This is a genomic window from Pseudomonas sp. EB271-G4-1 (assembly GCF_058791355.1).
Genome location: NZ_JBYTEO010000014.1, coordinates 89,257 through 114,939, shown reverse-complemented (window position 1 = coordinate 114,939; position 25,683 = coordinate 89,257). Strand labels below are relative to the sequence as shown.

Here is a 25,683-nt window from a genome sequence, read left to right as displayed (position 1 = left end):
ATTTACGCACCGAACTGGGGGCGGGGCCGTTGGCGTTGCTGAAGTTGCGTGGCTTTAAGTTGCCGACGCAGATTTTTCTCGGCAAGGACGAGAAAGCTGTGCCCTATGCAATGAACGGGAGGTTTGAATGAGCCTGGAGCGATTGATCGAACGTTGCCTGGGAGCGCGCGATGCCTTGGGCCTTGCCCGAGCGCAGGCAGCGCACTGGCAATCCTGGTTGCAGCCCATCAACGCGGACTTGCCCGTAGGCGAAGACCCGGCCTGCGACGATGACTTCCAACGCATGCGTGAGGAGGTCAACAAACTGTCCGGGGCCGATATCGAACAGGTCATTCACCTGGCGCAGACGCTGCTTGCCGGATCGTCCAAGGATCTGCGGGTAGTCACGTATTACATATGGGCACGCTTGCACAGGGATGGCGAAGCAGGCTTGGCCGACGGCCTGAACCTGTTGGCCGCATTGCTGGAACGCTATGCCGCCCTGGTGCTGCCCGCGCGTCCCCACAGCCGGAAAATGGCGCTGGAGTGGCTGGCGAGCAGCAAGGTGCTCGATACTCTGTCGCGCTACCCCGAGGTGGTCAGGGACGAAGCCGAGCGCACGGTTGCGGCGCTGGCCTGGCTGGAGCGTGAGTTGGCCGCCTGGCCCCAGGATCAGCGTCCCGACCTCGGCGCGCTATATGCCGCGTTGTCTGCGCGGCTGGCGCAATCGGGCGGGGTCGACGCGCTGGTACCGCAGAACAGCGCCAGCCACGAGACGAACGCGCGAGCGGCTGCCCCCGACGCGACGGTCATCAGATCCGGGCGCGATTTGCTGGACAGCGGTCGAGCGTTGGCAGGTTATTTGCGCGAACAATCCCAGGGTTGGTTGGCGGCTCATCGCCTGATGAAAAGCCTGCGCTGGGATACCGTGCATGCAGCACCACTGCAGGACGCCAGTGGCAAGACGCGCCTGGCACCCCCCCGTGGCGAATACCGCGCACAACTCAAGCGCCTGCACCTGCAACAGAGCTTCAATGAACTGTTGGATCTGGTGGAGCGGATCTACGCCGAGGGTGTGAACCATTTCTGGCTGGATTTGCAGTGGTACCTGTACCAGGCACTGATCAAACAACCCGCGCCACAGGACAGCTGGGCCGACATTGCCAAGCGCGACCTGGGCATGTTCCTCGAGCGCTTGCCGGGGCTGGAGGCGTTGTGCTGGAACGATGGCTCGCCCTTGGCGGACGAGGTGACACGCGAGTGGATCAGCCAGCACGTCTGTGGCAATCGGCCTCAGCAATGGCTACCGGCGCCGACCGTTGCCGCAACCGGCGAGGACCCCGGGATCCTGTCATTGGAAGGCGAAGCGCTGGCACAGGCCGACAGCGATGGCGTCGAGCACTCATTGGCCTGGCTGGCCGCGCGTCCGGGCATCCATACCGGCCGCCAACGCTGGTTGTTGCGCCTGTTGATGGCGCGGGTGGCCGAGCAATACGGCAAGAGCGAACTGGCCATTCACCTGCTCGGCGAACTGGATGCCAGTGGACAACGTCATGGGTTGGCCGAATGGGAAACGGAGCTGAGTTTCGAGGTCAAGGCGCGCCTGCTCAAGCTGTTGCGCCTGAAGGTTCAACGCAATGACGCGGACAAGCCCAGCCTGACCCGGCGCATGGAGGCGCTGCTGGCTGCGCTGGTGGCAGTCGACCCGGTACGTGCCGCAGTGCTCTGTGGCTAAACCTCATTGATCAGGATTCTAACTTTGAGCATCGACAATCTGACATTGCAGTATTTCGAGGCCGAAATGCGCTACCTGCGCGAGGCTGGCAAGGAGTTCGCAGAGGCTTATCCCGACCGGGCGGCCCAACTGAACCTCGACAAGTCGGGCGCGCGCGACCCGTATGTGGAGCGGCTGTTTGAAGGGTTTGCCTTCCTGATGGGGCGGTTGCGCGAAAAGCTCGACGATGACCTGCCGGAGCTGACCGAAGGACTGGTCAGCCTGCTCTGGCCACATTACCTGCGCACCATACCGTCGCTCTCGATTGTCGAGTTGCTGCCCGAGCTCGCGCAGATGAAGCGCAGCGAGCACATCGGCAGCGGTTTTGAAGTGCTGTCGCAACCCATCGGACCATTGCGCACCCGTTGCCGCTATACCACCACCCAAGGCCTGACATTGCAGCCGCTAGCCCTGGAGCGCGTGCAGGTGGCCCATGAACCGGACGGTCGCTCGCTGCTGAGACTGCGTTTTGCCTGCGGTGCAATGGCCAACGCCAGCGAGATCGACCTGAGCCGCCTGCCGTTGTACCTCAATGCCGATGCGGCGCTGGCCAGTGCGCTGCATCAGGCGCTGACCCTCAACGCTCAAGCCTTGTATGTACGCCTGCCTGACCAGACGGGCCGCTCTCTGCTGGAGGGTCATTTTTCGCCCAAGGGATTCGGTGACGAGGATCGCCTGTGGCCCAAGGGCGACAGTGCCTTCAGTGGCTATCAGTTGCTGCTGGAGTATTTCACCTTTCGCGAGAAGTTCATGTTCGTGACCCTCTGCGGGCTCGAGCGCCTGGAGCTGCCACCGAATACCCCCTGGTTCGAACTCGAGGTGGTGCTGCGCGAGCCGTTGCCCCAGGCGTTCATTCCGAGCGCCGAGCACATTCGCCTGCATTGCGTGCCAGTGATCAATCTGTTCACGCTTGAGTCCGACCCAATGACCCTGGCGCCCCTGCAAACAGATTACCTGCTTCGTCCCATGCGCTTGCAGGACGGGCATACGGAGATTTATTCGGTGGATCGGGTCAGCGGCTCGAAGAGCGCCGTGCGCCATGAATACGTGCCATTCACCAGCTTTCGTCACAAGGGCGGCATGTTGCGTGATGAAGCGCCGGAGCGGTATTTCCATACACGACTCAAGCGTGGCCCCAATGGTCTGCATGACACTTGGCTGATCCTGGGTGGCGCAGGTTTCGATCAGGATCGGCTGGACAGCAGCGAAAGCCTGTCGCTGCGCTTGACCGGCACCCACGGCCAACTGCCGCGCAAGGCACTGCAAGGAACTTTGCTCGATACGCCGGTGCAATCGATCCAGGTCGACTTGCGGGTGCGCAACTTGTGTGCGCCGACCTTGCCGTGCTATCCGCCCAACCGCGACCGCTTCCACTGGCGGGTGCTGAGTCATCTTGGGTCGAACTTCCTGCCGATGCTCGACAATGCCGAAGTGCTGCGCGGCACGCTGGCGTTGTATGACTGGACGGGCTGTGAGCTGAACAGACGTCGCCTGGCGGCGATTGTCGAGGTCGGCCACCACCTGGTCCAGCGCTTCGAAAGAGGCTTTCTGCTGCGCGGGGTGGATATCGAAGTCACCCTGGATGCCAACGGCTTCAGCGGTGAGGGCGACATCAGCCTGTTCGGCGAAATGCTCAATCGCTTCTTCGCCCTGTACGCCGACATCCACCTCTACAACCAGCTCACGCTGATCCTGCAACCTACTGGAAAGTGCCTGCGATGGAACGAGAACCACAGTCAGCGTATTCCCGGCTGAAAGCCAGCGGTTTACTCGAAGCCCTGAAGGGGCAGGTGGCCGAGGCGAATCTGTATCGCTTCTGCCAGTTGCTTGAACAGGCGCTGCCCGATCACCCGCCACTGGGCAGCACCACGTCACCCGCGGATGATCCGGTGCGCTTTCGGCCAGACCCGGGCATGGGCTTCCCTGCCGGTGAACTGAAGGCCATTGAAACCGACGATAAGCATCCTTGGCGTCCGCCCACGGTGCGCACGCGCCTGTTGGGTCTGTACGGCGTGGACTCGCCATTGCCGACGGCTTTTCTGGACGATATCGCCCAGCGACGCGAGGGACACGAGGCGCTTGAAGCGTTCCTCGACATTTTCAACCACCGGATCTTTACCCAGTTCTACCGGATATGGCGCAAGTACTCCTATCCGGCCGCCTTCGAAGCCGGTGGTACGGATGCAACTTCGCAATGCCTGCTGGGACTGATCGGCCTGGGCATACCCGGAACAGCCAGCCAGGTTGCCACGCCGATATCGCGCTTCCTCGCCTTGCTCAGCGTGATGCGACTGCCCACTCGCAACGCCGAAGGCATTACTGCGCTGGTGAAGTTGCTGGCTCGCAAAACCCGGACGCAGGTAACGCCACACTGGCCGCAGAAAGTGCTGCTGGCGCAGCCGGCGAGCCTGTCCGCCGAGCATCCGGTGCGCTTGTCGCAGGGCACACCCCTGGGCGCTGTCGGCTACGACGCCAACAGTCAGTTGCATCTTTCGCTGTTCACCGAAGACCGGGACGAGGCCCGTGGCTGGCTGCCGGGTGGCCAGTTGTACAACGATCTTTTGGTATTGCTGCGCGTGTACCTGGGCTGGCGTTGCACGGTAAAGCTGCAGTTATCGTTGCCCCTGCACAGCCTGCCGCAACCGCTATTGGGACGAGCGCAGGTGTTGCTGGGCATGACCGCGGTCCTGGGCCTGGGCAGTGATGCCAGGCAGGCCTGCGAAAGCACCACCATCACGATCAATCTGGGCCGCTATCAAGGCCTGCAGAAAAACCGCCAGGACAGGGAGACACAGCATGTCGCGTACAGTTTCTAAATCATTGGGGGTCGCCGCGTTCGGTGTATTGCTCAGCGCTTGCGGGGTAACCCAGAGCGTGACAGATGCGACGACCTCGACCACCGAGGCGATCTTCTACAAGCAGGTGAAAACCCTGCACCTGGACCTCAGCGGGCGCGCGGCGCTGAACACTGCCGGGATCGACATGAACGCGTTGTCCGTGCCGACCCTGGTGCGGGTTTATCAACTGCGTGACCGCAAGGTGCTGGAAAAGGCCAACTACGATAGCTTGCTCAGCCAGGACGAGCACGTATTGAGTGCGGACCTGCTGGACAAACGAACCCTGGTGGTCAAGCCCGACCAGGGTGTGCAATTGAACATCCCCCTGGACAAGCAGGCACGCTATATCGCCGTGGTCGCATTGTTCCGTGAGTTCGATAACCGAGCCGATACCTGGCGCCTGACCCTGGCACGCGATGACCTCGACCCGGACCGGGTGCGGGTGATCGAACTGGGGGATAACCGACTGACCCTGCGCCCACTGGCCAAGGAGTGACGGATGAGCGATCTCAATCCCTCGTTGTACGAGACGCTTCTGCAGAATTTCGACGGCGAACTGGATCTGCACCTGGTCGCCGATGAGGATCAGTGCACGCTGTCGGTGCTGGACAACCTGCGCCGCATCTTAAACAGCCGGGCCGGTGCGCTCGACCATCTGCCCGATTATGGCCTGCCGGACATGGGCAAGATTCTGCAGGGCCTGCCGGGGACGGCACATGGACTGATGAGTGCCATGGCCGACACATTGGCCAAGTACGAGCCGCGCCTGGGCACGATTGGCATCGAGCTGCTGCCCCAGACCCGACCGGGTCATCTGGAGTACAGCCTCGAAGTGCAACTCAAGGGGGGCCGTCGACTGACCTTCGGCACCACGCTCACACCAGGCGGCCATGTCCTGGTACGTCACTTGAAGCGACAGCACTATCTATCGATGTCGGGAATTGATTAACCAAAGGAATGCGCAATGACAGCGTTGTTTGAGATGCGAATCAGGCTTGGCGGCGACCCAAGCGCCTTCATTGAGTTCAAGGCACTGCGTGAAGAGTTAGCCAGACTGAGCCATCCGGCCTGCCCCGATGTGGATTGGGTCAAGGTGGAACAATTGTGCCTGGTGTTGTTCCAGCGCAACGGGGCGGAGTTGCAAACAGCCGCTGCATTCGTACTGGCCCGTAGTCACCTCCACGGTCTGGAAGGTATGGTCCAGGGGATCGCGCTGGTCGAGGCGCTGGTCTGCGAATGGGCAACGCTGTGGCCGGCGATGGAGCCGGCGCGCCTGGAAATCCTGGCTTGGCTGTTCGCGCGCCTGCAGCCCCTGCTGCGCAGCCTGGAGCCGCAACCCTGGGGGCTGCCAGCGATCGCTCAACTGGGCGCGGCACTGGAGTGCTTGCACGCACGGCTGAATCGACAGGCACAGCATTCGCCGGGCACATTGCAAGCGCTGCGTCAGCAAGTCGAAGGTCTGCTACAGAGGCTGGCGCAGACCCACACGCAGCCCCACTCGTTGTTCGACGCGGTGGCATTGTCGGCAAGACTGCCGCAACCGCTCCCGGCGATGCCAATTGTGGTCCTGCCGACGCCGCCGATGCCTGTCGTGTTGGCTGGCGGTCAACAGAAGCAGGCGCGACGGCTTGGCCCTTGGCTGTTCGCCGCCGCCGCGATGATTACCTTGGCCGCGGGCGCCTTCTGGACGACCTGGCTGGCGAGCCCGGACAAGGAGGGTATTAATCGCCTGACCAGCGTTTTCGAGGCGCCACCCAGGGTGCCCGAGCCCGTACGCCTCGACAGCCTCTCCCTCTTCGCCCCCGGCAGCGCCGAACTCAAGCCCGGCTCGACCAAGGTATTAATCAGCGCCCTGGTCGACATCAAGGCCCAACCTGACTGGTTGATCGTCATTGCGGGGCACAGCGACGCCAAGGGCAGTGCCGAACAAAACCTGCAGCTGTCCCACGCTCGGGCCTCGGCCGTGCGCGGCTGGATGCAGCGGATGGGCGATATTCCCGACAGCTGCTTCGCGGTTCAGGGCTTTGCCGACAGCCAGCCGATCGCCAGCAACGACAGCGAGGCCGGGCGCGCGGCCAACCGGCGTGTCGATATCCAACTGGTGCCCCAGGCGGGAGCCTGCGGGAAAACAGGCGAGCAGGCAGCGTCATAGCAACCATTCATTCGCTCGATACCCATCATCAAGGAATGCAAGTTCTGTTTTTCCGCCAAGGGAGGAAGATAGCGCCATACCGATCTCGCCATTGAAGGAATAAGCGCGATGAGAATCTCGACCCTGCTGGCTTTTTTCGCCCTGTTCAGCGCCAGTGTGGCTGCAACCGCGCCGGCCATGGCTGGCGATGCGTCCTGCCGTTTCCTGCCGATTGCCGACAGCACTGTGCGTTTGCAACACGCGCAGAAGGTGGCGGTGCTCTACAGCGAAAACACGCTCAACACCCAGCAATATCTCGAGAGCTATCACGCGGTGGCGGTAAAGGGGGCGCAGAACCCCGGGCTGGATAAGCGGATCAGCCAGGCGTTCGTCGACAGTTCCGACCCGCAACGGGCGATTGGTTGGTTGATGACGTCGTTGCAGAAGGAGTTCGCCGCGGTGACGGTCTATGACAACCTCGATGCGGCGCTGCAGGCTCATCCGGACGTGGTGGTGATGCTCGATACTTTCAGTCGCCTGGTGTCCAAACGCAACAATCAGGTTGAGGCGCGGTTTATGGCCAGGTTCTACGATTCGAACCTGCAGTACATCGGCCAGGCGCAAGGTTCACGTGCCGAGCAGATGCCCTCGGTGTGGGTGCATGGCAAAGCCGCGCCACAGATTGCCGCGCAAATCAATCAGCAGACCGAGTTGCAAGTGAAGGCGTTGAAACAGTTCGATGCGTCGTTGCAGACACTGGTGACCACCGGTCCAGTGGATCATGTGGCGAGCAACTGAACCGCTACCAGCCTTTGACACCGCTCATATCCGGCAGCTTGTGCGCAATGCCCTTGTGGCAGTCGATGCAGGTGGCCTCGCCCTTGGCCAATGACGTGGAATGCATGGCCGCTGCCCGTTTGCCCTGGCGGGTAAAGTCCATGAATTCGAAGTTGTGGCAATTGCGGCATTCGCGCGAGTCGTTGGCCTTGAGCCTGGCCCATTCGTGTTCCGCCAGCTCACGGCGCAGGTTGAGGAATTTGTCGCGGGTGTCGATGGTGCCGAAAAGCTTGCCCCAGACTTCCTTCGAAGCCTGCATTTTACGCGCGATCTTGTGGGTCCATTCATGGGGTACGTGGCAATCCGGGCAGCTCGCGCGCACACCCGAGCGGTTGGTGTAGTGGATGGTGTCCTGTAATTCGACAAACACGTTGTCGCGCATTTCGTGGCAGGAAATGCAGAACTTCTCGGTGTTCGTCAGCTCCAGTGCCGTGTTGAACCCACCCCAGAAAATGATCCCGGCGATGAAACCGCCCAGCGTCAGGAATCCCAGGCTGAAATAAACGCTCGGCCGACAGAGGATGCCCCAGTAGTCCTTAAGCAGGGCGAACAGTGCTTTCATGGCGCCTCCTCATCGTTTCTGCGCGGCGTTGGCGTCGTCTTGCAGGATTTTGTCGATGGTCTCGAAGCTGTTGCCCACCAGTGGCAGCACATCTTTTTGCGGCACATGGCACTGGTTGCAAAAGTAGCGACGCGGTGAGACAGCCGCCAGCGCCTGGCCGTCGCGGTCCATGTAGTGGGTGATGCTGATCATCGTCGCCTGGCTGCGTGGACTGTTGGCCCGGCTGTGGCAGGACAGGCACTTGTTGCCGTTCTTGTCGATCTGATAGCCGCGAATGCTGTGCGGGATGGTCGGTGGCTGGTCAGGGTAGTTGCGCTCGCGCTTGAGGTCCTTGTTTTCATCGTCGGCCAGGGGCGGCGCTGGCGCGTTTTGCGTCAGGGTGCCGCCTGGCCGGCGTCCGTCCGGGCCCGGTGCATCCAGGGGGTAATCAATCTCGGCGGCGATCGCAGCGCCCAAAAAAGTGCCCATCACGGCGAGCAGGAACAGTGGCAGGATGCGAAAAGTCATGACGGTTCTCCTCAAGCCACGCTGATCAACTCGATGCGGATCGCGCATTTCTTGTAGTCGGTCTGCTTGGAGATCGGGTCGGTGGCGTCGAGCGTGACCTTGTTGATCAGCTTGTTGGCATCGAAAAACGGCACGAACACCAGGCCGCGCGGCGGTTTGTTGCGCCCGCGGGTTTCGATGCGGGCGCGGATTTCCCCACGGCGGCTGATCAGCTTCACTTCGCTGCCACGGCGTGCGTTCATGGCCTTGGCATCCTCGGGGTGCATGTAGACCAGCGCGTCGGGCACGGCTTTGTACAGTTCTTCCACCCGTTGGGTCATGGTGCCCGTGTGCCAATGCTCCAGGACCCGGCCGGTGCTCAGCCAGAACGGGAAGTCGGCGTCCGGCGCTTCGGCCGGTGGCTCGTAGGGCAGGGCGAAGATGATCGCCTTCTTGTCCGGGTAGCCGTAGAACTGCACTTCGCTGCCCGTTTCCACATAGGGGTCGAGCCCCTCGCGGTAGCGCCAGCGGGTTTCCTTGCCGTCGACCACCGGCCAGCGCAGGCCGCGTTCGCTGTGGTAGCGATCGAAGGCCGCGAGGTCATGACCATGACCGCGACCAAACTGCGCGTACTCTTCGAACAGGCCCTTTTGCAGGTAGAAACCAAAGGCCTTGGCTTCATCGTTCTTGTAGCCGGTCTCGATTTGCTCGACGGGAAACTCGTCGACCTGGCCGTTCTTGAACAACACTTCGAACAGGGTTTTGCCCTTGTACTCCGGGGCCTTGGCCAGCAACTCCGCGGGCCAGGTTTCATCGGTCTTGAAGCGTTTGGAAAACTCCACCAACTGCCACAGGTCGGACTTGGCGTCTCCCGGCGCGCTGACCAACTGATGCCAGAACTGCGTGCGGCGCTCGGCGTTGCCGAAGGCGCCTTCCTTTTCCACCCACATCGCGCTGGGCAGGATCAGGTCGGCCGCCTGGGCAGAAACGGTGGGGTAGACGTCCGAGACGATCACGAAGTTGTCCGGGTTGCGCCAGCCCGGCAACACTTCCTGCATGATGTTGGGCCCAGCCTGCATGTTGTTGCTGGCCTGGGTCCAGTACACGTTGAGCACACCGTCCTTGAGCATGCGGCTTTGTTGCACCGCATGAAAGCCGACTTTCTCCTGAATGGTGCCGGCGGGCAGCTTCCAGATTTTTTCCGCGGTGGCGCGGTGCTTGGGGTTGGTCACCACCATGTCGGCGGGCAGGCGGTGGGAGAAAGTCCCGACCTCGCGAGCAGTGCCACAGGCGGATGGCTGGCCGGTCAACGAGAAGGGGCTGTTGCCCGGTTCGCTGATCTTGCCCGTGAGCAAATGGATGTTGTAGATCAGGTTGTTGGCCCAAACTCCGCGGGTGTGCTGGTTGAAACCCATGGTCCAGAAGGACACGACTTTACGGTTGGGGTCGGCATAGAGTTCGGCCAACGACTTGAGGCGATCAGGCGCAACCCCGGTTTCTTTCGCCGTGCGTTCCAGGGTGTAGGGTTTGACGAACTCGGCGAACTGCTCGAAGGACATGTCCGTCCAGGTATTGGCCTTGTCGGCGTTCTTCGCCTGTTTTTCCAGCGGGTTATCCGGGCGCAAGCCGTAGCCGATATCGTCGGCGCCCTTGGCGAAGCGCGTGTGCTTGCTGATGAAATCCTGATTGACCGCGCCACTTTCGATGATGTGATTGGCGATGTAGTTGAGGATCAGCAGGTCGGTTTGCGGCTTGAACACCATGGGGATGTCGGCCAGTTCGAAGCTGCGGTGTTCGAAGGTCGACAGCACCGCGACTTTCACGTGCGGATAGCTCAGGCGCCGGTCGGTGACGCGGCTCCACAGGATCGGATGCATCTCCGCCATGTTCGAGCCCCACAACACAAAGGCGTCGGTGGCTTCGATGTCGTCGTAGCAACCCATCGGCTCATCCGCGCCAAAGGTGCGCATGAAACCCATCACCGCCGAGGCCATGCAATGGCGGGCATTGGGGTCGATGTTGTTGCTGCGAAAGCCGGCCTTCATCAGTTTGTTGGCGGCATAACCTTCCCACACCGTCCATTGTCCCGAGCCGAACATGCCGACCGATTCGGGGCCCTTGGTTTTCAAGGCCTGCTTGAATTTTTCTTCCATGATGTCGAAGGCCTTGTCCCAACTGATCGCCTGGAACTCGCCCTGCTTGTCGTACTGGCCGTTGTTCATGCGCAGCAGCGGCTGGGTCAGGCGGTCGACGCCGTACATGATCTTGGACAGAAAATAGCCCTTCACGCAGTTCAACCCGCGGTTGACCTCGGCCTTGACGTCGCCATGGGTGGCGACCACCCGGTTGTCCCGGGTCGCGACCATCACGCTGCAACCGGTGCCGCAAAAACGGCAGGGCGCCTTGTTCCAGTCCAGGGTGACCATGTCCGCTTCGGTGACCAGGTTGCTGGCAGTGGTGAATATCGGCAGGCCGGCCGCGGAGGCTGCAATGGCAGCGGCCTGGGCCTTGACGAATGCTCGGCGCGACATGCTCATTGGCTGTCTCCCGCGGGATCGAGAATTTCGTGATAGATCAGCGCAGCGTTGAGTACGCCCGGCAGATTGTTGATTTGATCGATGCGTTGCAGGATCTGGTTTTCGTTTACGGCCTCAAGGACTACCACCAGTTTCCCGGCGGCACTTTCCTGATGCAATTCCACGCCGTCCAATAGTCGCAGGTTGGCTTTGACGGCGTCGAAGCGTTCAGGTCGGGCAAGTACCACAAGGCTGGCGATGTGCAGGATTTCGTCCATGGTTGACTCCAACAGGCTCTATTGAAGGGCTTTTAGTTGGGCGGTCCGGGAGGGCCGTAGAGCATTTGGAAAAACCAGATAAGGAAACCGTAACTGCCGACAATGGCGACTGAAAGTAACGGGAAAAGGCAAATGACAAGAAACAGAAACAGGCGCATTTCCTTGCGTCGTTGCGGTTTTTGCTCTTCTGTCAATGACATGGAGTGCGCTCCAGCCGAACGTGCACTCCAGACTAGATCACGGAATTATAAGGAGGGCTGTTGTTACGACTTTTATCGACAGGCGGTGGCCGATACTCACCGGTCTGCCACATGCAGTTATAAGACTGCGGATCGTTACAGCGCTGAGTTACCAATATGCAGCGAGTTGATAGCGTTTCTTGTTTGGTAGTTGTTCGTTTAGCCGATCGATAGGTGGAAAGGGAGTGCGTTGTTGCCCATCAGCTGTGCACCAATGCGATGGTGAATGAAACCACGATCATGCAGGCAAAGGCGAAATTCAGATTCATGTCGTTTCCATCCGAGTCAGGGGTGATGGCGCTCATCTTGAACAGGTCGGACGCAAATAAAAAATTCGCCTTGGTGATTTGAAAGATCGAAGGAATTGATAGCTGGCGCGTGATTCGCGGCTTGAGTCACTGCAGACAAACTGTGGAGGCGAGCAGGCTCCCACAGTCGGGTTTTAGCTGTCGCACTATCAGCGCAGTCGCTCCAGCATCTGGTAGTACCACATGCCCGCCGCCAGCATCGGGTTGCCAAGCAGGTCGCCCATGGGCACGCGGATATGCTGGCAGGCAGCGAAGGTGTCGTACTGCTCAAGCTGCCCGGTGATCGCGCGGCCCATGATTTCGCCCATGATGTGGGTGGTGGCGATGCCGTGCCCGGAGTAGCCCTGGCAGTACCAGACGTTGTCCGAGAGTTTGCCCACTTGCGGGATGCGGTTGATCACGATGCCCATCGCGCAGCTCCACTGATAGTCGATGGCCACGCCTTTGAGTGCCGGGAACGTCTGCTCGATGCACGGGCGTAACTCGGCGGCGATGTCGCGCGAATCCTTGCCGCTGTAGTTGGCGCCGCCGCCGAACAACAGGCGGCCGTCGGCGGTCAGGCGGTAGTAGTCGAGCACGAAGCGGCAATCGTAGACGGCGAGGTCTTCAGGGTTGATCTGTTTGGCCAGGTCGCCCAGCGGCGCAGTGGTGACGATGCCGCCCATTGCCGGGAAGATCTTGCCCTTGAGCTTGCCCGGTTCCAGCTTGTGGTAGACGTCACCGGCCAGCAGCACCTGATTGGCATCGATGCGACCTTGGGCGGTGCGCACGCCTGGTTGGTCGCCGTGAATGATTTCCAGCACTTCGCTGTTTTCGAAGATCAATGCGCCCAGGCTTTCTGCCGCCTGCGCTTCGCCGATGCACAGGTTGAGTGGATGCAGGTGCATGTTGCGGGTGTTCTTGATCGCGCCGTGGTAGAGGTCGCTCTGCAGCAGGTCGCGTACCTGGCTGCGGTCGAGCAGGCTGACGTCGTCACCCATGCCGCGGCGCAGCGCTTCGTCGTAGTCCTTGCGCAAACCGTCCATGTGGGCAGGTTTGTACGCCGCGTGCAGGTGGCCGTGCTTGAGGTCGCAGGCGATGCCGTATTTCTCCACCCGTTGCTTGATGATCTGGTGCCCGCGCCAGCGCAGGTGCCAGATGAAATCGTCGACTTCATCGCCGAGGCTGCGACGCATCTGCTTACGCATGGCTTCCTCGCCCGAGAGGCTGCCGGTGGCCCAGCTTAGCCGACTCAGATAATGTTGACTTGCTGAATAGTCAACAGTGGTATAGGGGGATCGCCCACACCATCTACGCCGTTTGCGCTGGAGTCTAGGCTAACTCACTATGGTTTCTAATATCGGCAAGAGCTATGTCGACGCTGACACCCCCTTTGTCACTAGGTGATATAGCCATGCCAGATTTAATTGACTGCAGGACAAACGATTTGTATTGAAATTTAGGTAATGAACTTACACCTGTATGGCGCCACCATTGATCATTCTTTCGAGTGAGTTAACGGATTTGAGAAACCAAAATTCTCAAACGTCATGGCGAATTTAGCACGCAGAGACGCGATCGACAGTACGCCGAGGAGAAGAGGGGCGTGATTCACTAAAGCCATGCGGAAACCGGCGATTCGTCCATGTGCAATTTGGTTTCGGTGTCTGCTTGAAGTGATTTACAGGGCAGATAACTTTCGGACGCCATCAAGTTCAGGGAGGCTGCTCCGTGCACGGTTCGAGCGAGGAGAAGATCATGACGATGCCGAGCCAGCGCACACGCGCGCAGGTTCAGACGCGAGACTTTCAGGTCGAGCCTGCGCAAGATGCCATGTTGTCAGCGCCCATTCGCCCTGTCGTGACTGGCAGAAGTCGACCGATTCTGTTGAAAAAGTCGCTTCTTCCAGACTGCCCCCATACTGAGCGCTGAAAACGTCTTTTTTGCGCGTCGCTACGCGAAATCTGAGCCCCGAATCCCATGCTCAAAGCAAAGATTTCAATCTCAAGCGCGTACTTTTCTGTCGTGGAAACCATGGCCGACTTTTTCAACAGAATCGGCCGGGAGCTGTCCTTGGTGACGGGCAGAAGCCGGCCCGAAGCATCCTGTGGAGAAGGCAGCACCTAGCCGACAACAGCCTATCGCTCAATGCTACTCCTGCTCCCGTGGCTAGCTTCCGCGAAGCAGCTCGATGGCCGTATAACCACGCGTATGAGACTGAACCGGATTCACCACAACAACGCATAGACAGAATGCTGGCAAATCGATAGTGTCGATCTTTCGCAGTACCTTCAAACTGGAGAAATGGATATGGATCTCTTAGATATTAAACTAGAGAATTGCTACGGAATACAAAAGCTCGACGCAATACTCACGTTTAAAGGAAGTGCGAAGGTTCCAGCTGGTTCTGCTTTCTCTGTATACGCGCCAAACGGTTTCATGAAGACTTCGCTAGCGCGAACTTTTCTGGATGTCCAAGAGGGACGGGACAGCCAAGATCTGATATTTCCCGAACGTCCAACCAGCAGATTAATTACTTCTGCCCCAGCTACGCCGATCACTCCTGAGTCCTTATTTGTTATCAAACCATATGTTGAACGATATGCCGGGGCAGGGACCTCAACGCTTCTAGTTAATCCAAAGTTGAGGCATGAATACGAAGCGGCTGTTCGAAATATCGACTCAACTCAAGAAAGTCTCTTGAAGACGCTGAAGGAAATCTCAGGTTGGCCAGGAAAAGCATCGCCAGCCTCTGAAATTAAAGACGTCTTTCTGTTTAAAAATCCTTATGACTTCTTTGCAGATCTAGCTGATAACTTAGATGGTGATACTCGATTTTCGGACTTGGCATATGCCGAAATATTCAATGATAAAACAATCGCAGCGTTCAAGGCTGGGACTTTGCACGATCAACTGCAAGAATATATGTCGAAGTATCAAGAGCTTGTTGAGAAATCTCCATTGCTCAGCAAAAAGTTCAATCATACTGGTGCCGCCGATGTTTCCAAAAACCTTCAAAGCAACGGGTTTTTTGATGCAAACCATACGCTGAATATTTCAAATGGTGGCGAAAAGTTAGAGGTCGCCTCAGCGAAAGAATTGGAGGAGCTTGTTGTTGCGGAGAAGCAGCGCATTCTGGGTGATAAAGAGCTATCCGCAAAATTTGAAGCCGTAGATAAGCAGCTTCAAAAAAACTCGGAGCTCAAGAAGTTTCGAGAGTATCTAACAGGGCATCCGGAAATTTTGGCCGAGCTTGGGGATTTTAACGGGTTCAGGAAGAAGCTGTGGAATTCCTATTTTAATGCCGCCAAACCCGCTTTGATTTTATTTGCTGCGGCTTATGCGTCAGCAAAGGATATAATCGCAGAGACGGCACATCAAGCGGAGGCAGAAAAAACGAAGTGGGCTGCGGTTGTTACCCAGTTCAATGAAAGGTTTTACGTGCCGTTTAAGCTGATCGTTCAGAATCAACAAGATGTTATTCTCAAGGGGGAAACCCCGAAAGTTGCTTTTGAGTTTCAGGATGGACAAGGAACGTGTGGTGTAGAAGAGGAAAAACTGCTTCAGGTTCTGAGTCAAGGTGAAAAGCGTGCTTTGTATATACTCAATGTGTTGTTTGAGATTCAAGCGCGGCGTGAGTCAAATAAACAAACGCTGCTGATAATTGACGATATCGCAGATTCATTTGATTATAAAAATAAATACGCAATAATTGAGTACTTCAACGAAATTGCAAAAATTCCATTTTTTAGACTGGTTTTTTTAACGCATAATTTCGATTTCCATCGAACGATTAGTAGCAGGCTTCAAATTGCTAGGAGTCGTAGATTATTTGCTAAAAAAAATCAGGGGGCGCTGGCTTTTGTAGAAGAAAAATATCAGAAAAATCCTTTCACGACGTGGAAAAGTGGCCTAGCAAAAAACCCTGCCTTTCTTGTAGCAAGTATCCCATTCGTGCGCAATTTAGCTGAATACTGCCATGGTGTTACGAGTCCGCACTATCTCATGCTCACGTCGCTGTTACACGTCAAGGCAGATAGCGCGACGCTGACCATTGGAGATTTAGAAGCGTCATTCAAAGCTACATTGCTGGATCAGGCCAATCTGTCACTTCCAAATCCGACGACCTCTGCAATGCAGCTTATTTACGATGAAGCAGAAGCTTTGGCCGTTAAGGCGGATGATGATGTGGAGTTGGAATCCAAGGTGATTTTATCAATCGGGATTCGGCTCAAAGCTGAAGAATTTATGATTGCTAAAATCAATGATTCAAAATTTGTCAATGACATAAGCAGCAACCAGACCTTTGAGTTGTATAGTAAATTTTCTTTGATGTTTCCTGGCGCTAGCGATCAGATAATGGTGCTATCTCAGGTCAACCTCATGACGCCGGAAAATATCCATTTGAATTCGTTTATGTATGAACCTATTTTGGATATGTCAGCGCTACACCTCTACGATTTATATGGAAAAATTAAAGCTCTGGTTTGAAGTTGATGTGGAATAGTCACCCAATAGCCTACACAGCCGCCCATAAGATCGGGACTGACCGTCTGCTTTTGGCCGATTCTGTTGAATAAGTCGGTTTTCTCAAAATGCCGCAGGATGGATCGGTGAAAGCACCTCTTCAGCACGCTTCTACGTGAAAACTCAGCCTGAAAGGCTAGGACTTCATTCTCCGACGTGTTGCTGTATTTGTGCTTGGGTGTATTCATGCTGTCCACCCTGCATGACCAGGCTATCTGCGAATTGCTGGGGCCGGAGCTCAAACAGTTCGCCCCCAACACACCTACGCTCCCCCAGTTGTTGAAACAGTTGGAGCAGGTCGGGCAGGGCGGATTCGCCTATGACTTTGATGAGCACACGATGGGTGTTGGTGCGATAGCAGTGGGCATAAAGACACCTCAAGGCCGGTATGCGATCGATGTTGTCGGCCCGGTTTGGCGAATTGAACAGGCGAAGGAAACGGTTGAAGCCGCACTCCTGAAATGTAAGGAAGACCTCATCAAAGGCTTGCGCAGTATCGATTAGGACAGCTTGTATGAGCGTGACGCGGGAAAGCGGATATCAGTTGATAGCCTGCCACCTGTAGTAGGTGGAGGCCATTGGCACGAACTGCCGCACGTTGCTTTGGATCGAGCCTTTTTTCAATTGACGTTCTGACGGTAGAATCAAATACTGTATAAAGAATGAAGTTGAATAAGCCGCCTGTTCAGGCACGCCCTATAAAAACAAAAACGGGAAACACCATGTCATTTCTCAAACGCCTCTCCATCGGCGCCAAGCTCCTCGTGCTGCCTGGGATATTTGTGCTCGCGCTATTGATCGTCTCGGGTCTGGCCTACCGCGGGCTGGCCAGGCAACAAGCGGTGATCGAGGAAATCGACCAGTTGCGTTTCCAGCAGTATCGCCAGGTACTGGAAACCGCGTCTGCCTCGCAGGCGGCGATGGTCGGGGCCTATGCCATAGGCGCGCGCATCCTTGAATCCAATGGGCAAGCTTCTGCCGAGGAGTTGGAGGCCTACCTGGAAGACATGCAGGCCAGTGTCGACGACATGCGAGCCGGGCTGGACAAGGTGGCTCGCGAGACGCGTCTGGGTGAGGAGGAGAAAGAACTCTACCGCGCCGTGCAGGAGCAGGCCGCCGTGGTCGGCGAAGGCCTTGCCGATTTCAAGCGCACGGCCCTGAGCGATCAGATACAGGCAGCCTCGCTGCTGGGCAGGGTGCGCGCCGACAACAATGGTCTGCAAGGTCAGTTCAATCGCCTGCTGGGGCTGCAGGCGCAGCTGACCTCCGGGGCCTTTGCCGAGGCCGGTGCCATGCAACGCCAGGTGTCACGAATGCTGGTCGCGGTATTGCTCGGCGCCAGCGTACTGGCCGTCATGGTCAGCCTTTTGTTGCGCGCCCAGATCCTCCGGCCCATCCGGGAAATCGAGCAGGCTTCGATCGAATTGCGCGATGGCGACCTGACCCGACGTGTGCGAGTCATGGGCCGAGACGAGATTGCCCACACGGCCCAGGCATTCAACGAACTCATTGATAGCTTTCAGCAAGCAATGCGCCAGGTTGCCGGAGTCGCAGCGTCGGTCGGCGCGTCGGCGGAGGAACTGGTGGGTACTTCGGCGCGCGTGGCGCAAAGCTCCACGGCGCAGGCCGGTGCGGTGGGTGCGGTGTCGATGACCATCGAGCAGATGAGCGACGGCATTGCGGCAATTTCCAGTCATGCTGAAAGTCTGCGCAGCTGCGCCGAAGCCAGTTTGCGCGGTGCGCAAGATGGGCACTTGGCCTTGTCGCGACTACTCGAGAAAATCGACAGCGTGCGCCATGCCTTCTCCGCCATCCGCGGCTCGGTGGGCGATTTTGTCGAAAGCACGACAGCGATCACCGCCAGCATCGGTCAGGTCAAGGACCTCTCCGCGCAGACCAGCATGCTGGCGCTCAATGCGGCCATCGAGGCGGCGCGTGCCGGAGAAAGCGGGCGCGGTTTCAGCGTGGTGGCCGACGAAGTGCGTAACCTGGCACAACGCTCGGCGCTTGCAGCCAACTCGATCAACCAGTTGACGTTGAAGCTGGAGAACCAGTCCGGGATCGTCGACCAGGCATTGAGTGCGGGCACCGTGGCACTTGAGGACAGCGGCCGGTTGCTGAGTGAGTTGGAAAGTACCCTGCAACAGGCGACGGAACTGGTCGGTGACTCCACGCGCGGGGTGGACCGGATTGCCGATGCGGTGAGCGTGCAGAGCGAGGGCGGGCGGGGCATCGTGGCCAACGTCGAGCACATCGCGCGCATGGCCGGTGAGGGTGATGCGATCACCCATCAGGTATCCGGAGCCGTGGTGTCCTTGCGCGAACTGTCCGATGAGCTGAACGTAGCGGTGGGTCGTTTTCGCTACGAGGCCTGATTGGCTTGAGACTTCGCAGTCCTGAATATCAGCAGCAGCGGTATGACGCCAATGGATAACCACATCAGCAGCTTGAAGTCATCCAGGTAAGCCACCCAGCTGGCTTGAACAGTGATCAAGCCATCCAGGGCTGCACGCCCGCTGGCGGTCAATGGATTGAGTTGGTTGTTGACAGGCCAGGCGTCGAACAGGCGGTTGAACGGCGTCACGTAGGCGCCGATTTCGGCATGGTTGATCTGGGTGTTTTGCGCCAGCAGCACCGTGACGATCGAGATGCCAACGCTCGAACCGACATTGCGTGACAGGTTGTACAGGCCCGTGGCTTCGCCACGCAAATGTGGGGGCAGGGTGGTAAAGGCGATGGTGGTCAGCGGGACGAACAACAGGCCCAGGCTCGCGCCCTGGATAAAGCCGACGTAGACGATGGTGTCGATGGACACGGCCGGCGTCCAGCCAGTCATCATGTACATCGACCAGGCGGACAACACCAGGCCGCAAAACAGTATCCAGCGAATATCGACTTTGCCGATGATCTTCCCCGCAAGGAACATGCTCAGCATCGTCCCCAGGCCGCGCGGCCCCATGACCATGCCGGCGGTGAGAACCGGGTAGCCCATCAGGGTTTGCAGGTAGGGTGTCATCAGTGCCAGCGAGGCCAGGTAGGTGATGCCGATGATGAAGATAAACACCACCGCCACCGAGTAATTGCGATCCTTGAACAACTTCAGGCTGATAAAGGGCTTGTCGTAGGTGAAGGTGTGGACGATGAAAATGTACGAAGCGATGGCGGCCACCAGCGCTTCCAGGATGATTTCCCCAGAGTCGAACCAGCCCAGTTGTTCGCCGCGGTCGAGGAACAGTTGAATCGACATGATGGCCACGCTGAGGGAGCCAAAGCCCAGCCAATCCAGGCGTGCGGTTTTGTCGGCCGGGGTTTCCCGAATGAAGCGGGTCATGCCGATGAAGGCCAGCAACCCGATAGGCAAGTTGATGAAGAACACCCAGCGCCAGCTGAGGTGTTCCGTCAGCCAGCCGCCGAGCATCGGGCCCAATACCGGACCGACCATGACCGATACCCCGAACAAGGCCACTGCCGACCCTCGGTCTTTCTGCGGGTAAATATCCAGGAGAATGCCTTGTGACAGCGGCACTAGCGCCGCCCCTGCCACCCCTTGCAGCAGGCGGAACAGGATGATTTCTTCCAGGGAGCGGGCAATGCCACAGAGCACCGACGCCAGGACAAAACCCAGGATCGACCACAGCAACACGCGCTTGCGACCGAAGCGACGGGCCAGGAAGGCCGAGGGCGGGGTCATGATCGCGGTGGCGACGATGTACGAGGTCAGCACCCAGTTAATCTGATCGGCGCTGGCCGATACGCTGCCCTGCATATAGGGCAGGGCGACGTTGGCGATGGTGGTGTCCAGCGCCTGCATGACCACCGCCAGCACCACACACAAGGTGATCAGTACCCGCAACGGCGATGGCGGAAGTGGTCCGGATACTTCACTCATGATGGCGTGCGAACAGGTTTGCCAGCAGCTTCGGCAGGCCACGGGCCGTGCCGGTGTCGATATCGACCACGGCGCTCATGCCGTGGCGCAGCGCCGGTTTGCCTGCCGCATCGTCGATATGGATCCGTACTGGAATGCGCTGCACAACCTTCACCCAGTTGCCCGTGGTGTTCTGGGCCGGCAACAGGGAGAAGCTCGAACTGGACGCCGGGCTAATGCTTTCCACGGTGCCATGCCAGGTGACACCCGGATAAGTGTCTACCTCAATGGTTACGCCCTGGCCGATGTGAGCGTTGGTCAGCTCGGTCTCTTTCGGTGATGCAGCGACCCACAGCTGCTCGCTGGACACCAGGCTGAAGCCCGATTGTGGTGGTTGGAGGTACGCGCCCACTTGCAGCGAGTCAACGTTGGTGACGACGCCGTCGAACGGGGCGATGACCACGGAGTTTCGCAGGTTGCGTTCGGCTTCATTCAGTGCCGCCAGCGCTTGCAAGTAGGAGGGATGCAGCTCCAGAGCTCTGTCCAGACGCCCACCCAGTTGAGCCAGCGCCGCGGCAGCCTGGGCCTTGGCGACCGACACCTGCTGACGGGTGTTGTCGAGGTCCTGGTGGGCGTCGTCGTAGACAGTCCTGGATACGGCGGCAACGCTGACCAGCTTTTCCAGCCGTTGCAGATTGGTCTGGTAAAAGGGCAATTTGGCTTCAGCCTGGGCGATCTCGGCCAGCGATTGGTTGTAGCTGGCCTTGAGGTAAAGGATCTGGTTGCGCGCGTTTTCCAGCTGCGCCTTGGCACTGGCCACGGCGATTTCAAAGGGCTCGGGCTTGAGACGGAACAACACCTGGCCTTTGCTCACGCTTTGGTTGTCACTGACTTCAATGGCCGCGACGATCCCGGCGACATCGGTTGAAACCCCCACCCGCTCGGCCTGGATATACGCGTTGTCGGTGCTCACGACCTGGCCACCCAACACGTACCAGGCGGCACAGGCCACGACACTGATCGGTGCCAGCAAGAACAGGCCGATGCGCCAGCGTTGGCGTGCCGTGTCAGCCGGAACTTCAGCATGGCCAACAAGGGCCGACGCCTCGGGCGCCTGCATCTGGGGTTTTTCCGCTGGCTCGAGCGGTCGGGCTTCAGCGTGCACGGCAGGGCGCTGCAATGTGGGCTCAGCCATGCTTCACCTCGCTTGCTGCACAACCTGTGGGCTCATCCACGGGCTGACCGCAGGCTGTCAGCAAGTGTTCACGCATACGTTCGAGGTACTGCAGCAATTGGTCGTGCTCCTGAATGGAGAAATCCGCCATGGTTTCCAGTCGGGTTTGCTCGCCGATGGTGCGCATGAATTGCAACAGCGGATGCGCAGCCGGGGTGAGAAACAGCAAGGAGTAACGGCGGTCGGTGGGGTGGTTTCGGCGTTCGATCAACCCGCGCTCCTGCATCTTGTCCAGCAAGCGCACCAGGGTGACCGACTCGATTTCCAACAGGTCTGCCAGGCCTTTCTGGTGGATGCCCTCATGAATCGACAGCTTGGCCAGGACTTGCCATTGCGAGCGCGTGAGACCGGCTGCGCGAGCCCATTGTTCAAAGCGCTTACGCATCAAGCGGGCAACGTCATGGAGGACAAAGCCGAGGGTGGATTGGGTCATCGTCAGCGCACCTTGGAGTCAATGAGCAAGCTAATGGTAATCAGGCTTATGGATTGCTCGCTAGCTATTTTTCATTAAAACATGATCACATAAAGAAAAAATGTCCATTTGGAGGTCGCTTATCAAGCTGAAATGTGCTCTTTAAGCCGAGATGTTTCGGCTTTATGCCTGAATTTTGCCTTTTTATGCTGGGTCTAAAAAAATATCGACAGAAAATAAAAAACTGTCGAATTATGTTTGCTCTATCCACCACGAAGCATTACCGTTAACGCTGACTGCGTTCAACGCAATTGCCCAAGACCAATAACAAAGAGGCAGCCCGATGATGACCCCAGGCTGGTGGGCCATGGCGCTTTGCGAGGCCGTGAATGATCAAACGCCATTGGCCGTGGCCTTTGCCGGGGAGGAGTTGGTGCTGTTCCGAAACGCGGCCGGCCAAGCCTTTGCCTTGGAAGACCGTTGCCCACATCGGCGGGTGCCGCTGGCTCTGGGGCGAGTCGTCGAGTCCGGCCTGCAATGCGGTTATCACGGCTGGACCTTTGATGGCGCCAGTGGTGGCTGCACGCAGATCCCCAATCTGCATGCCGATGAGCGCGTACCTGCACGTTATGCCGCGCGTGCCTTTGCGGTGCGCGAGGAAAATGGTTTTGTCCATGTGTGGTTGGGTGAGGGGGCACCGCAAGGGGCATTGCCCAGCAGCGATTACCAACCCAGCGGACGCGAATTTACCGGTTCCACTATCGTCAACATGAGTCACGACCAGTACCTGGATGCGATGCTCGACGGTCCGGAATGCTTGCTCGGGTTTCCCCATGTGCGCCTTACCGATTTTTTCCTTGGCGATCTGCGCAGCGAGCAGGGGCGTGTGGTTCTGGAACGAGGTGCGGTATGGAGCACACAAATCCTGCCTTCGCAGTTTGTGGTGGATTACCCCTTGATTGTACGCACCGCCGTCCCCTTGAACGGCGGTACTGTTCGGGTGGATTTGCTGAGCGAAGATGAATTGCCGCTAGTGACGCTGATGATCGCGACCGGTGCCAATCGTCGTGGCACCACCAGCCTGTGTTGGCGTGGCTACGTGCATGAGCAGGTGCCGGCCAGGGCACCGTTGCGCTGGCGAGCAGCACGCCTGCGTAAACAAGCCCCATTCCAGGTGAAAAGCCTGATTGATGGCGCAGCCGTCGCGGCCCTGTTGCAAGCCTCATCCCGCGAACTGCGCGGGTTGCGCCAACCGCGCCTGATTCCCGTCAGCGCAGTCGTCTGAGCACAGGAGTTCCCACCATGCATGCCGTGCCTTCCTCCACCGATACGATCCCTGGCAAAGTGCGGGGTGACTGGACGCCGATCAACTACGACCTGCGTGACACCTGGTTCCCGGTGTCCCATAGCCGCGACCTGAGTGCACGGCCCATTCGCCGGATCATTCATGCCCAGCCCTATTACCTGTGGCGGGACAACGGGCGCGCGGTGGCTGCCGAGTTTCACCCGCATTTCCCCCAGAAAGAGCTGATACTCACAGCGTTTACCGGGGGACGGGGCTTTTATCCGCTGGTTGAGCGTTACGGCTACATCTGGGTCTGGTACGGCAACCCGGACGCAGCCGACATACAGTTGCTCCCGCATATTCCGTTTCTACCGCAGGACGGCAGTCTTCCCGGTTACACCCAGCGTACCGTGCGTTTTGATGCGACCTCGGCGCTGTCGGTGGAAAACCTGATTGACCTGACCCATGCCGATTTCCTGCATGCCAATACCATTGGCGACGGTATCAGTGAGTCGGACGTGGTGGAGGTGCAATGGACCTCCGAGACCGTGACCCGCACCCGTACCGTGGCGCAAAAGTCAGTGGCGCCCATCATGCGCTGGGTCGGCGGTGTGCGTGCCAAATACCAGGACTTTCGCGCCGTGCTGCACATTCACTTGCGCAGCAACGTGTGCATCTCCTATCCGCGCTTTCGCCCCGGGTATGACGTGCCCAACCTGCAACCGTTCCTGCCGGTGGGCAAGCATCGATCGCGGTGTGACGTCACCTTCAACACCACCGCTGCACCCGCGCCTTTTCGCTATGTGATGCCGCGCATCAACTACATCATCCAGCCCCAGGACAACTCGGTGGTGCGCCCGCAGAATCAACGTTATTTCGAAGTCGACCAACGTCGCGACCTGCACTCGCGCTTCGATACGCCAGGTACCCGTTATCGCTACCAGATGGAGCAGTTGGTCGAACGCCAGCGCGCCGGTCAATTCGCCTACGGCAGCGACGCTGAACCAGGCCGCGATATCACGGCCTTGCTCGGCATGAACGACTGACGCCCACGCGGGAGGAGTATTGCAATGGATTTGGGTATTGGCGGGCGTATTGCGGTGGTGTGCGCATCCTCACGAGGACTTGGCAAAGCCTGTGCGCAGGCATTGGCGCAGGAGGGCTGCGATGTGCTGATCAATGGTCGCGATGCCGAGAGCCTGCAACAAACTGCGCAAGACATCTTGCGCAGCACGGGTCGACTGCCACGCACCGTGGTGGCCGACCTGTCCACCGCAGTCGGTCGACAGGCGCTGCTGGCCGCGTGTCCGGTGGTGGATATCCTGGTGACCAACAACGGAGGCCCGGAACCGGGCCGTCTGGAGGATTGGGACCATGCCGCCTGGTTGGCGGCCATTGAGGCCAATATGCTTTCAGGCATTTTGCTGATTCAGGCGCTGGTCGGCGGGATGCGCGAGCGGGGGTTTGGCCGAATCGTCAATATCACCTCGGCGATGGTCAAGTCGCCACGCTTGCCCCTGGGATTGTCCACGGCGGCGCGTGCAGGGCTTACGGCTTTCTGCAAAGCCCTGTCCATCGAGGTCGCGCGGGATAACGTGACCATCAATAATCTGCTGCCCGAACGTATTGAAACCGACCGCCTGCGCTTCATGACCGAGCAGTTGGCCAAGCATCGCCGACTCAGCGTCGAGCAGGCGCGGGTGGAAATGCTCAAGCCAATAGCCGCGCGCCGATTTGGCCAGCCGAGTGAATTTGCAGCGGCCTGTGCGTTTCTTTGTTCGGCTCAGGCCGGCTACATCACCGGGCAAAACCTGCAGGTCGACGGCGGCAGTTACTCCGGGTTGATCTAGCCGGCCCGGCGTTCTTTCCAATCGGCTGGCGGCTCTTCGCTGGCGTCAAAGTCGAGTTCGACTTCAACCCCGTTGGGGTCCTGCATAAACAGCTGCCAGGTGCGTTGCGAGCCTGGCGCACGAATGATCTTGAAGCGCACGCCATGCTCGATCAGGCGCGTGCACATCGTCTGCAAGCCACTGGCATGAAAGGCCATATGGTCGAGCACGCCACGTCGCGGTTCCGGCATTTGCGCTACGCCCACGACATGCAGCACTGGCTGGTTCCGGGTGTAAAGCCAGAACCCGGGAACCGGGAAGGGCGGGCGTGGCCCCTCAACCAAACCCAGCACCTCAACATAGAAATCCCGTGTCGCCTGCAGTTGGTCAGAGACAATAGTGAAGTGGTCCATGCGCAGGATCATGTCGAGGCCCTTGATTGTGTTATTGAACTTATTATTAACTATTGTTCATATTCGCGCTTATGATTCTATATTCGGAATACTAATCTATATATGAAATTAATTTTCGATGGCTTAGGGTGACGCCATGGATTCGTTCTGCAGCTTTGCTGCAGAACGCTTTGAGCAGAACAAGCCACT

At 58.5% G+C, this 25,683-nt stretch carries 22 protein-coding genes and 1 pseudogene; 13 read left to right on the top strand and 10 right to left on the bottom strand.

Annotation, left to right across the window (positions count from 1 at the left end; all coding sequences use genetic code 11):
- Positions 1-127 precede the first annotated feature (127 nt).
- From tssA to AC3WWR_RS09840, 7 genes are all read left to right on the top strand, one after another.
- Complete coding sequence (gene tssA / locus AC3WWR_RS09870) at positions 128-1,714, top strand: type VI secretion system protein TssA (RefSeq protein ID WP_033040821.1); 1,587 nt, start codon at positions 128-130, stop codon at positions 1,712-1,714.
- A gap of 24 nt (positions 1,715-1,738) precedes the next feature.
- Positions 1,739-3,508, top strand: a complete 1,770-nt coding sequence (gene tssF / locus AC3WWR_RS09865; RefSeq protein WP_492598661.1) for a type VI secretion system baseplate subunit TssF — start codon at positions 1,739-1,741, stop codon at positions 3,506-3,508.
- The gene (gene tssG / locus AC3WWR_RS09860; RefSeq protein WP_020799572.1) at positions 3,472-4,569 is read left to right on the top strand and encodes a type VI secretion system baseplate subunit TssG; all 1,098 of its coding nucleotides are present in this window, start codon (positions 3,472-3,474) and stop codon (positions 4,567-4,569) included. The genes tssF and tssG overlap by 37 nt, the downstream gene beginning before the upstream one ends.
- Complete coding sequence (gene tssJ, locus AC3WWR_RS09855; protein ID WP_020799571.1) at positions 4,550-5,086, top strand: type VI secretion system lipoprotein TssJ; 537 nt, start codon at positions 4,550-4,552, stop codon at positions 5,084-5,086. The genes tssG and tssJ overlap by 20 nt, the downstream gene beginning before the upstream one ends.
- Before the next feature lie 3 nt (positions 5,087-5,089).
- Positions 5,090-5,539 (top strand): type VI secretion system baseplate subunit TssE, encoded by a 450-nt coding sequence (tssE, locus tag AC3WWR_RS09850; RefSeq protein ID WP_020799570.1) that lies wholly within the window; start codon positions 5,090-5,092, stop codon positions 5,537-5,539.
- 15 nt (positions 5,540-5,554) lie between these two features.
- Positions 5,555-6,742 (top strand): OmpA family protein, encoded by a 1,188-nt coding sequence (locus AC3WWR_RS09845; RefSeq protein WP_151142560.1) that lies wholly within the window; start codon positions 5,555-5,557, stop codon positions 6,740-6,742.
- A 108-nt stretch (positions 6,743-6,850) separates the two neighbouring features.
- The gene (locus AC3WWR_RS09840; RefSeq protein ID WP_432668260.1) at positions 6,851-7,519 is read left to right on the top strand and encodes an ATPase; all 669 of its coding nucleotides are present in this window, start codon (positions 6,851-6,853) and stop codon (positions 7,517-7,519) included.
- Positions 7,520-7,523: 4 nt separating this feature from the next.
- Here AC3WWR_RS09840 and AC3WWR_RS09835 read toward each other — a convergent pair whose 3' ends face one another.
- From AC3WWR_RS09835 to AC3WWR_RS09810, 6 genes and pseudogenes are all read right to left on the bottom strand, one after another.
- Positions 7,524-8,120 carry a cytochrome c3 family protein gene (locus AC3WWR_RS09835; protein ID WP_008060000.1) on the bottom strand — a complete coding sequence of 199 codons (597 nt, stop codon included), beginning with the start codon at positions 8,118-8,120 and terminating at the stop codon, positions 7,524-7,526.
- 9 nt (positions 8,121-8,129) lie between these two features.
- Entirely contained in the window at positions 8,130-8,588 is a 459-nt protein-coding gene (locus AC3WWR_RS09830; RefSeq protein ID WP_414896148.1) for a nitrate reductase cytochrome c-type subunit, read from the bottom strand.
- A 50-nt stretch (positions 8,589-8,638) separates the two neighbouring features.
- The gene (napA, locus tag AC3WWR_RS09825) at positions 8,639-11,143 is read right to left on the bottom strand and encodes a nitrate reductase catalytic subunit NapA (RefSeq protein ID WP_168758296.1); all 2,505 of its coding nucleotides are present in this window, start codon (positions 11,141-11,143) and stop codon (positions 8,639-8,641) included.
- A complete protein-coding gene (locus tag AC3WWR_RS09820; RefSeq protein WP_168758295.1) occupies positions 11,140-11,400 on the bottom strand; it encodes a chaperone NapD in 261 nt (86 codons plus the stop codon). The genes napA and AC3WWR_RS09820 overlap by 4 nt, the downstream gene beginning before the upstream one ends.
- A gap of 32 nt (positions 11,401-11,432) precedes the next feature.
- Entirely contained in the window at positions 11,433-11,600 is a 168-nt protein-coding gene (gene napE, locus AC3WWR_RS09815) for a periplasmic nitrate reductase, NapE protein (RefSeq protein WP_020799563.1), read from the bottom strand.
- Between the two features lie 496 nt (positions 11,601-12,096).
- Positions 12,097-13,161: pseudogene (locus AC3WWR_RS09810) on the bottom strand (NAD(P)/FAD-dependent oxidoreductase); the annotation flags it as partial.
- A gap of 1,075 nt (positions 13,162-14,236) precedes the next feature.
- Here AC3WWR_RS09810 and AC3WWR_RS09805 point away from each other — a divergent pair.
- From AC3WWR_RS09805 to AC3WWR_RS09795, 3 genes are all read left to right on the top strand, one after another.
- The gene (locus AC3WWR_RS09805) at positions 14,237-16,417 is read left to right on the top strand and encodes an ATP-binding protein (RefSeq protein WP_151142556.1); all 2,181 of its coding nucleotides are present in this window, start codon (positions 14,237-14,239) and stop codon (positions 16,415-16,417) included.
- 222 nt (positions 16,418-16,639) lie between these two features.
- On the top strand, positions 16,640-16,957 hold the full coding sequence (locus AC3WWR_RS09800) for an IclR family transcriptional regulator domain-containing protein (RefSeq protein ID WP_033044366.1): 318 nt from the start codon (positions 16,640-16,642) through the stop codon (positions 16,955-16,957).
- A gap of 218 nt (positions 16,958-17,175) precedes the next feature.
- Entirely contained in the window at positions 17,176-18,828 is a 1,653-nt protein-coding gene (locus tag AC3WWR_RS09795) for a methyl-accepting chemotaxis protein (protein WP_033044363.1), read from the top strand.
- Here AC3WWR_RS09795 and AC3WWR_RS09790 read toward each other — a convergent pair.
- From AC3WWR_RS09790 to AC3WWR_RS09780, 3 genes are read right to left on the bottom strand one after another with little or no spacing between them, the layout of a single operon-like run.
- Positions 18,816-20,342, bottom strand: a complete 1,527-nt coding sequence (locus tag AC3WWR_RS09790) for a DHA2 family efflux MFS transporter permease subunit (protein WP_033044361.1) — start codon at positions 20,340-20,342, stop codon at positions 18,816-18,818. The two genes, AC3WWR_RS09795 and AC3WWR_RS09790, sit on opposite strands and share 13 nt — an antisense overlap.
- Positions 20,335-21,516, bottom strand: a complete 1,182-nt coding sequence (locus AC3WWR_RS09785; protein ID WP_033044358.1) for an HlyD family secretion protein — start codon at positions 21,514-21,516, stop codon at positions 20,335-20,337. The genes AC3WWR_RS09790 and AC3WWR_RS09785 overlap by 8 nt, the downstream gene beginning before the upstream one ends.
- On the bottom strand, positions 21,509-21,988 hold the full coding sequence (locus AC3WWR_RS09780; RefSeq protein ID WP_020798270.1) for a MarR family winged helix-turn-helix transcriptional regulator: 480 nt from the start codon (positions 21,986-21,988) through the stop codon (positions 21,509-21,511). Before AC3WWR_RS09780 ends, AC3WWR_RS09785 begins: the two co-directional genes overlap by 8 nt.
- Before the next feature lie 322 nt (positions 21,989-22,310).
- Between AC3WWR_RS09780 and AC3WWR_RS09775 the strand changes: the two genes are divergently transcribed.
- The 3 genes from AC3WWR_RS09775 to AC3WWR_RS09765 are packed head-to-tail and all read left to right on the top strand — an operon-like array spanning position 22,311 to position 25,102.
- Positions 22,311-23,252 carry a Rieske 2Fe-2S domain-containing protein gene (locus AC3WWR_RS09775; protein WP_057715144.1) on the top strand — a complete coding sequence of 314 codons (942 nt, stop codon included), beginning with the start codon at positions 22,311-22,313 and terminating at the stop codon, positions 23,250-23,252.
- 17 nt (positions 23,253-23,269) lie between these two features.
- Positions 23,270-24,298: an aromatic ring-hydroxylating oxygenase subunit alpha gene (locus AC3WWR_RS09770; RefSeq protein ID WP_033043223.1), complete on the top strand. Its 1,029-nt coding sequence runs from the start codon at positions 23,270-23,272 to the stop codon at positions 24,296-24,298.
- Positions 24,299-24,322: 24 nt separating this feature from the next.
- The gene (locus tag AC3WWR_RS09765) at positions 24,323-25,102 is read left to right on the top strand and encodes an SDR family oxidoreductase (protein ID WP_033043224.1); all 780 of its coding nucleotides are present in this window, start codon (positions 24,323-24,325) and stop codon (positions 25,100-25,102) included.
- On the opposite strand, the gene AC3WWR_RS09760 is transcribed toward AC3WWR_RS09765, so the two are convergent.
- On the bottom strand, positions 25,099-25,506 hold the full coding sequence (locus AC3WWR_RS09760) for a VOC family protein (protein WP_033043225.1): 408 nt from the start codon (positions 25,504-25,506) through the stop codon (positions 25,099-25,101). The two genes, AC3WWR_RS09765 and AC3WWR_RS09760, sit on opposite strands and share 4 nt — an antisense overlap.
- Positions 25,507-25,683 lie beyond the last annotated feature (177 nt).

Coding starts and splice junctions, on each gene's coding strand:
- tssA (WP_033040821.1), top strand. CDS start 128: ATGAGCCTGGAGCGATTGATCGAACGTTGCCTGGGAGCGCGCGATGCC.
- tssG (WP_020799572.1), top strand. CDS start 3,472: ATGGAACGAGAACCACAGTCAGCGTATTCCCGGCTGAAAGCCAGCGGT.
- tssJ (WP_020799571.1), top strand. CDS start 4,550: ATGTCGCGTACAGTTTCTAAATCATTGGGGGTCGCCGCGTTCGGTGTA.
- tssE (WP_020799570.1), top strand. CDS start 5,090: ATGAGCGATCTCAATCCCTCGTTGTACGAGACGCTTCTGCAGAATTTC.
- AC3WWR_RS09845 (WP_151142560.1), top strand. CDS start 5,555: ATGACAGCGTTGTTTGAGATGCGAATCAGGCTTGGCGGCGACCCAAGC.
- AC3WWR_RS09840 (WP_432668260.1), top strand. CDS start 6,851: ATGAGAATCTCGACCCTGCTGGCTTTTTTCGCCCTGTTCAGCGCCAGT.
- AC3WWR_RS09835 (WP_008060000.1), bottom strand. CDS start 8,120: ATGAAAGCACTGTTCGCCCTGCTTAAGGACTACTGGGGCATCCTCTGT.
- AC3WWR_RS09830 (WP_414896148.1), bottom strand. CDS start 8,588: ATGGGCACTTTTTTGGGCGCTGCGATCGCCGCCGAGATTGATTACCCC.
- napA (WP_168758296.1), bottom strand. CDS start 11,143: ATGAGCATGTCGCGCCGAGCATTCGTCAAGGCCCAGGCCGCTGCCATT.
- AC3WWR_RS09820 (WP_168758295.1), bottom strand. CDS start 11,400: ATGGACGAAATCCTGCACATCGCCAGCCTTGTGGTACTTGCCCGACCT.
- napE (WP_020799563.1), bottom strand. CDS start 11,600: ATGTCATTGACAGAAGAGCAAAAACCGCAACGACGCAAGGAAATGCGC.
- AC3WWR_RS09805 (WP_151142556.1), top strand. CDS start 14,237: ATGGATCTCTTAGATATTAAACTAGAGAATTGCTACGGAATACAAAAG.
- AC3WWR_RS09800 (WP_033044366.1), top strand. CDS start 16,640: ATGCTGTCCACCCTGCATGACCAGGCTATCTGCGAATTGCTGGGGCCG.
- AC3WWR_RS09795 (WP_033044363.1), top strand. CDS start 17,176: ATGTCATTTCTCAAACGCCTCTCCATCGGCGCCAAGCTCCTCGTGCTG.
- AC3WWR_RS09790 (WP_033044361.1), bottom strand. CDS start 20,342: ATGAGTGAAGTATCCGGACCACTTCCGCCATCGCCGTTGCGGGTACTG.
- AC3WWR_RS09785 (WP_033044358.1), bottom strand. CDS start 21,516: ATGGCTGAGCCCACATTGCAGCGCCCTGCCGTGCACGCTGAAGCCCGA.
- AC3WWR_RS09780 (WP_020798270.1), bottom strand. CDS start 21,988: ATGACCCAATCCACCCTCGGCTTTGTCCTCCATGACGTTGCCCGCTTG.
- AC3WWR_RS09775 (WP_057715144.1), top strand. CDS start 22,311: ATGATGACCCCAGGCTGGTGGGCCATGGCGCTTTGCGAGGCCGTGAAT.
- AC3WWR_RS09770 (WP_033043223.1), top strand. CDS start 23,270: ATGCATGCCGTGCCTTCCTCCACCGATACGATCCCTGGCAAAGTGCGG.
- AC3WWR_RS09765 (WP_033043224.1), top strand. CDS start 24,323: ATGGATTTGGGTATTGGCGGGCGTATTGCGGTGGTGTGCGCATCCTCA.
- AC3WWR_RS09760 (WP_033043225.1), bottom strand. CDS start 25,506: ATGATCCTGCGCATGGACCACTTCACTATTGTCTCTGACCAACTGCAG.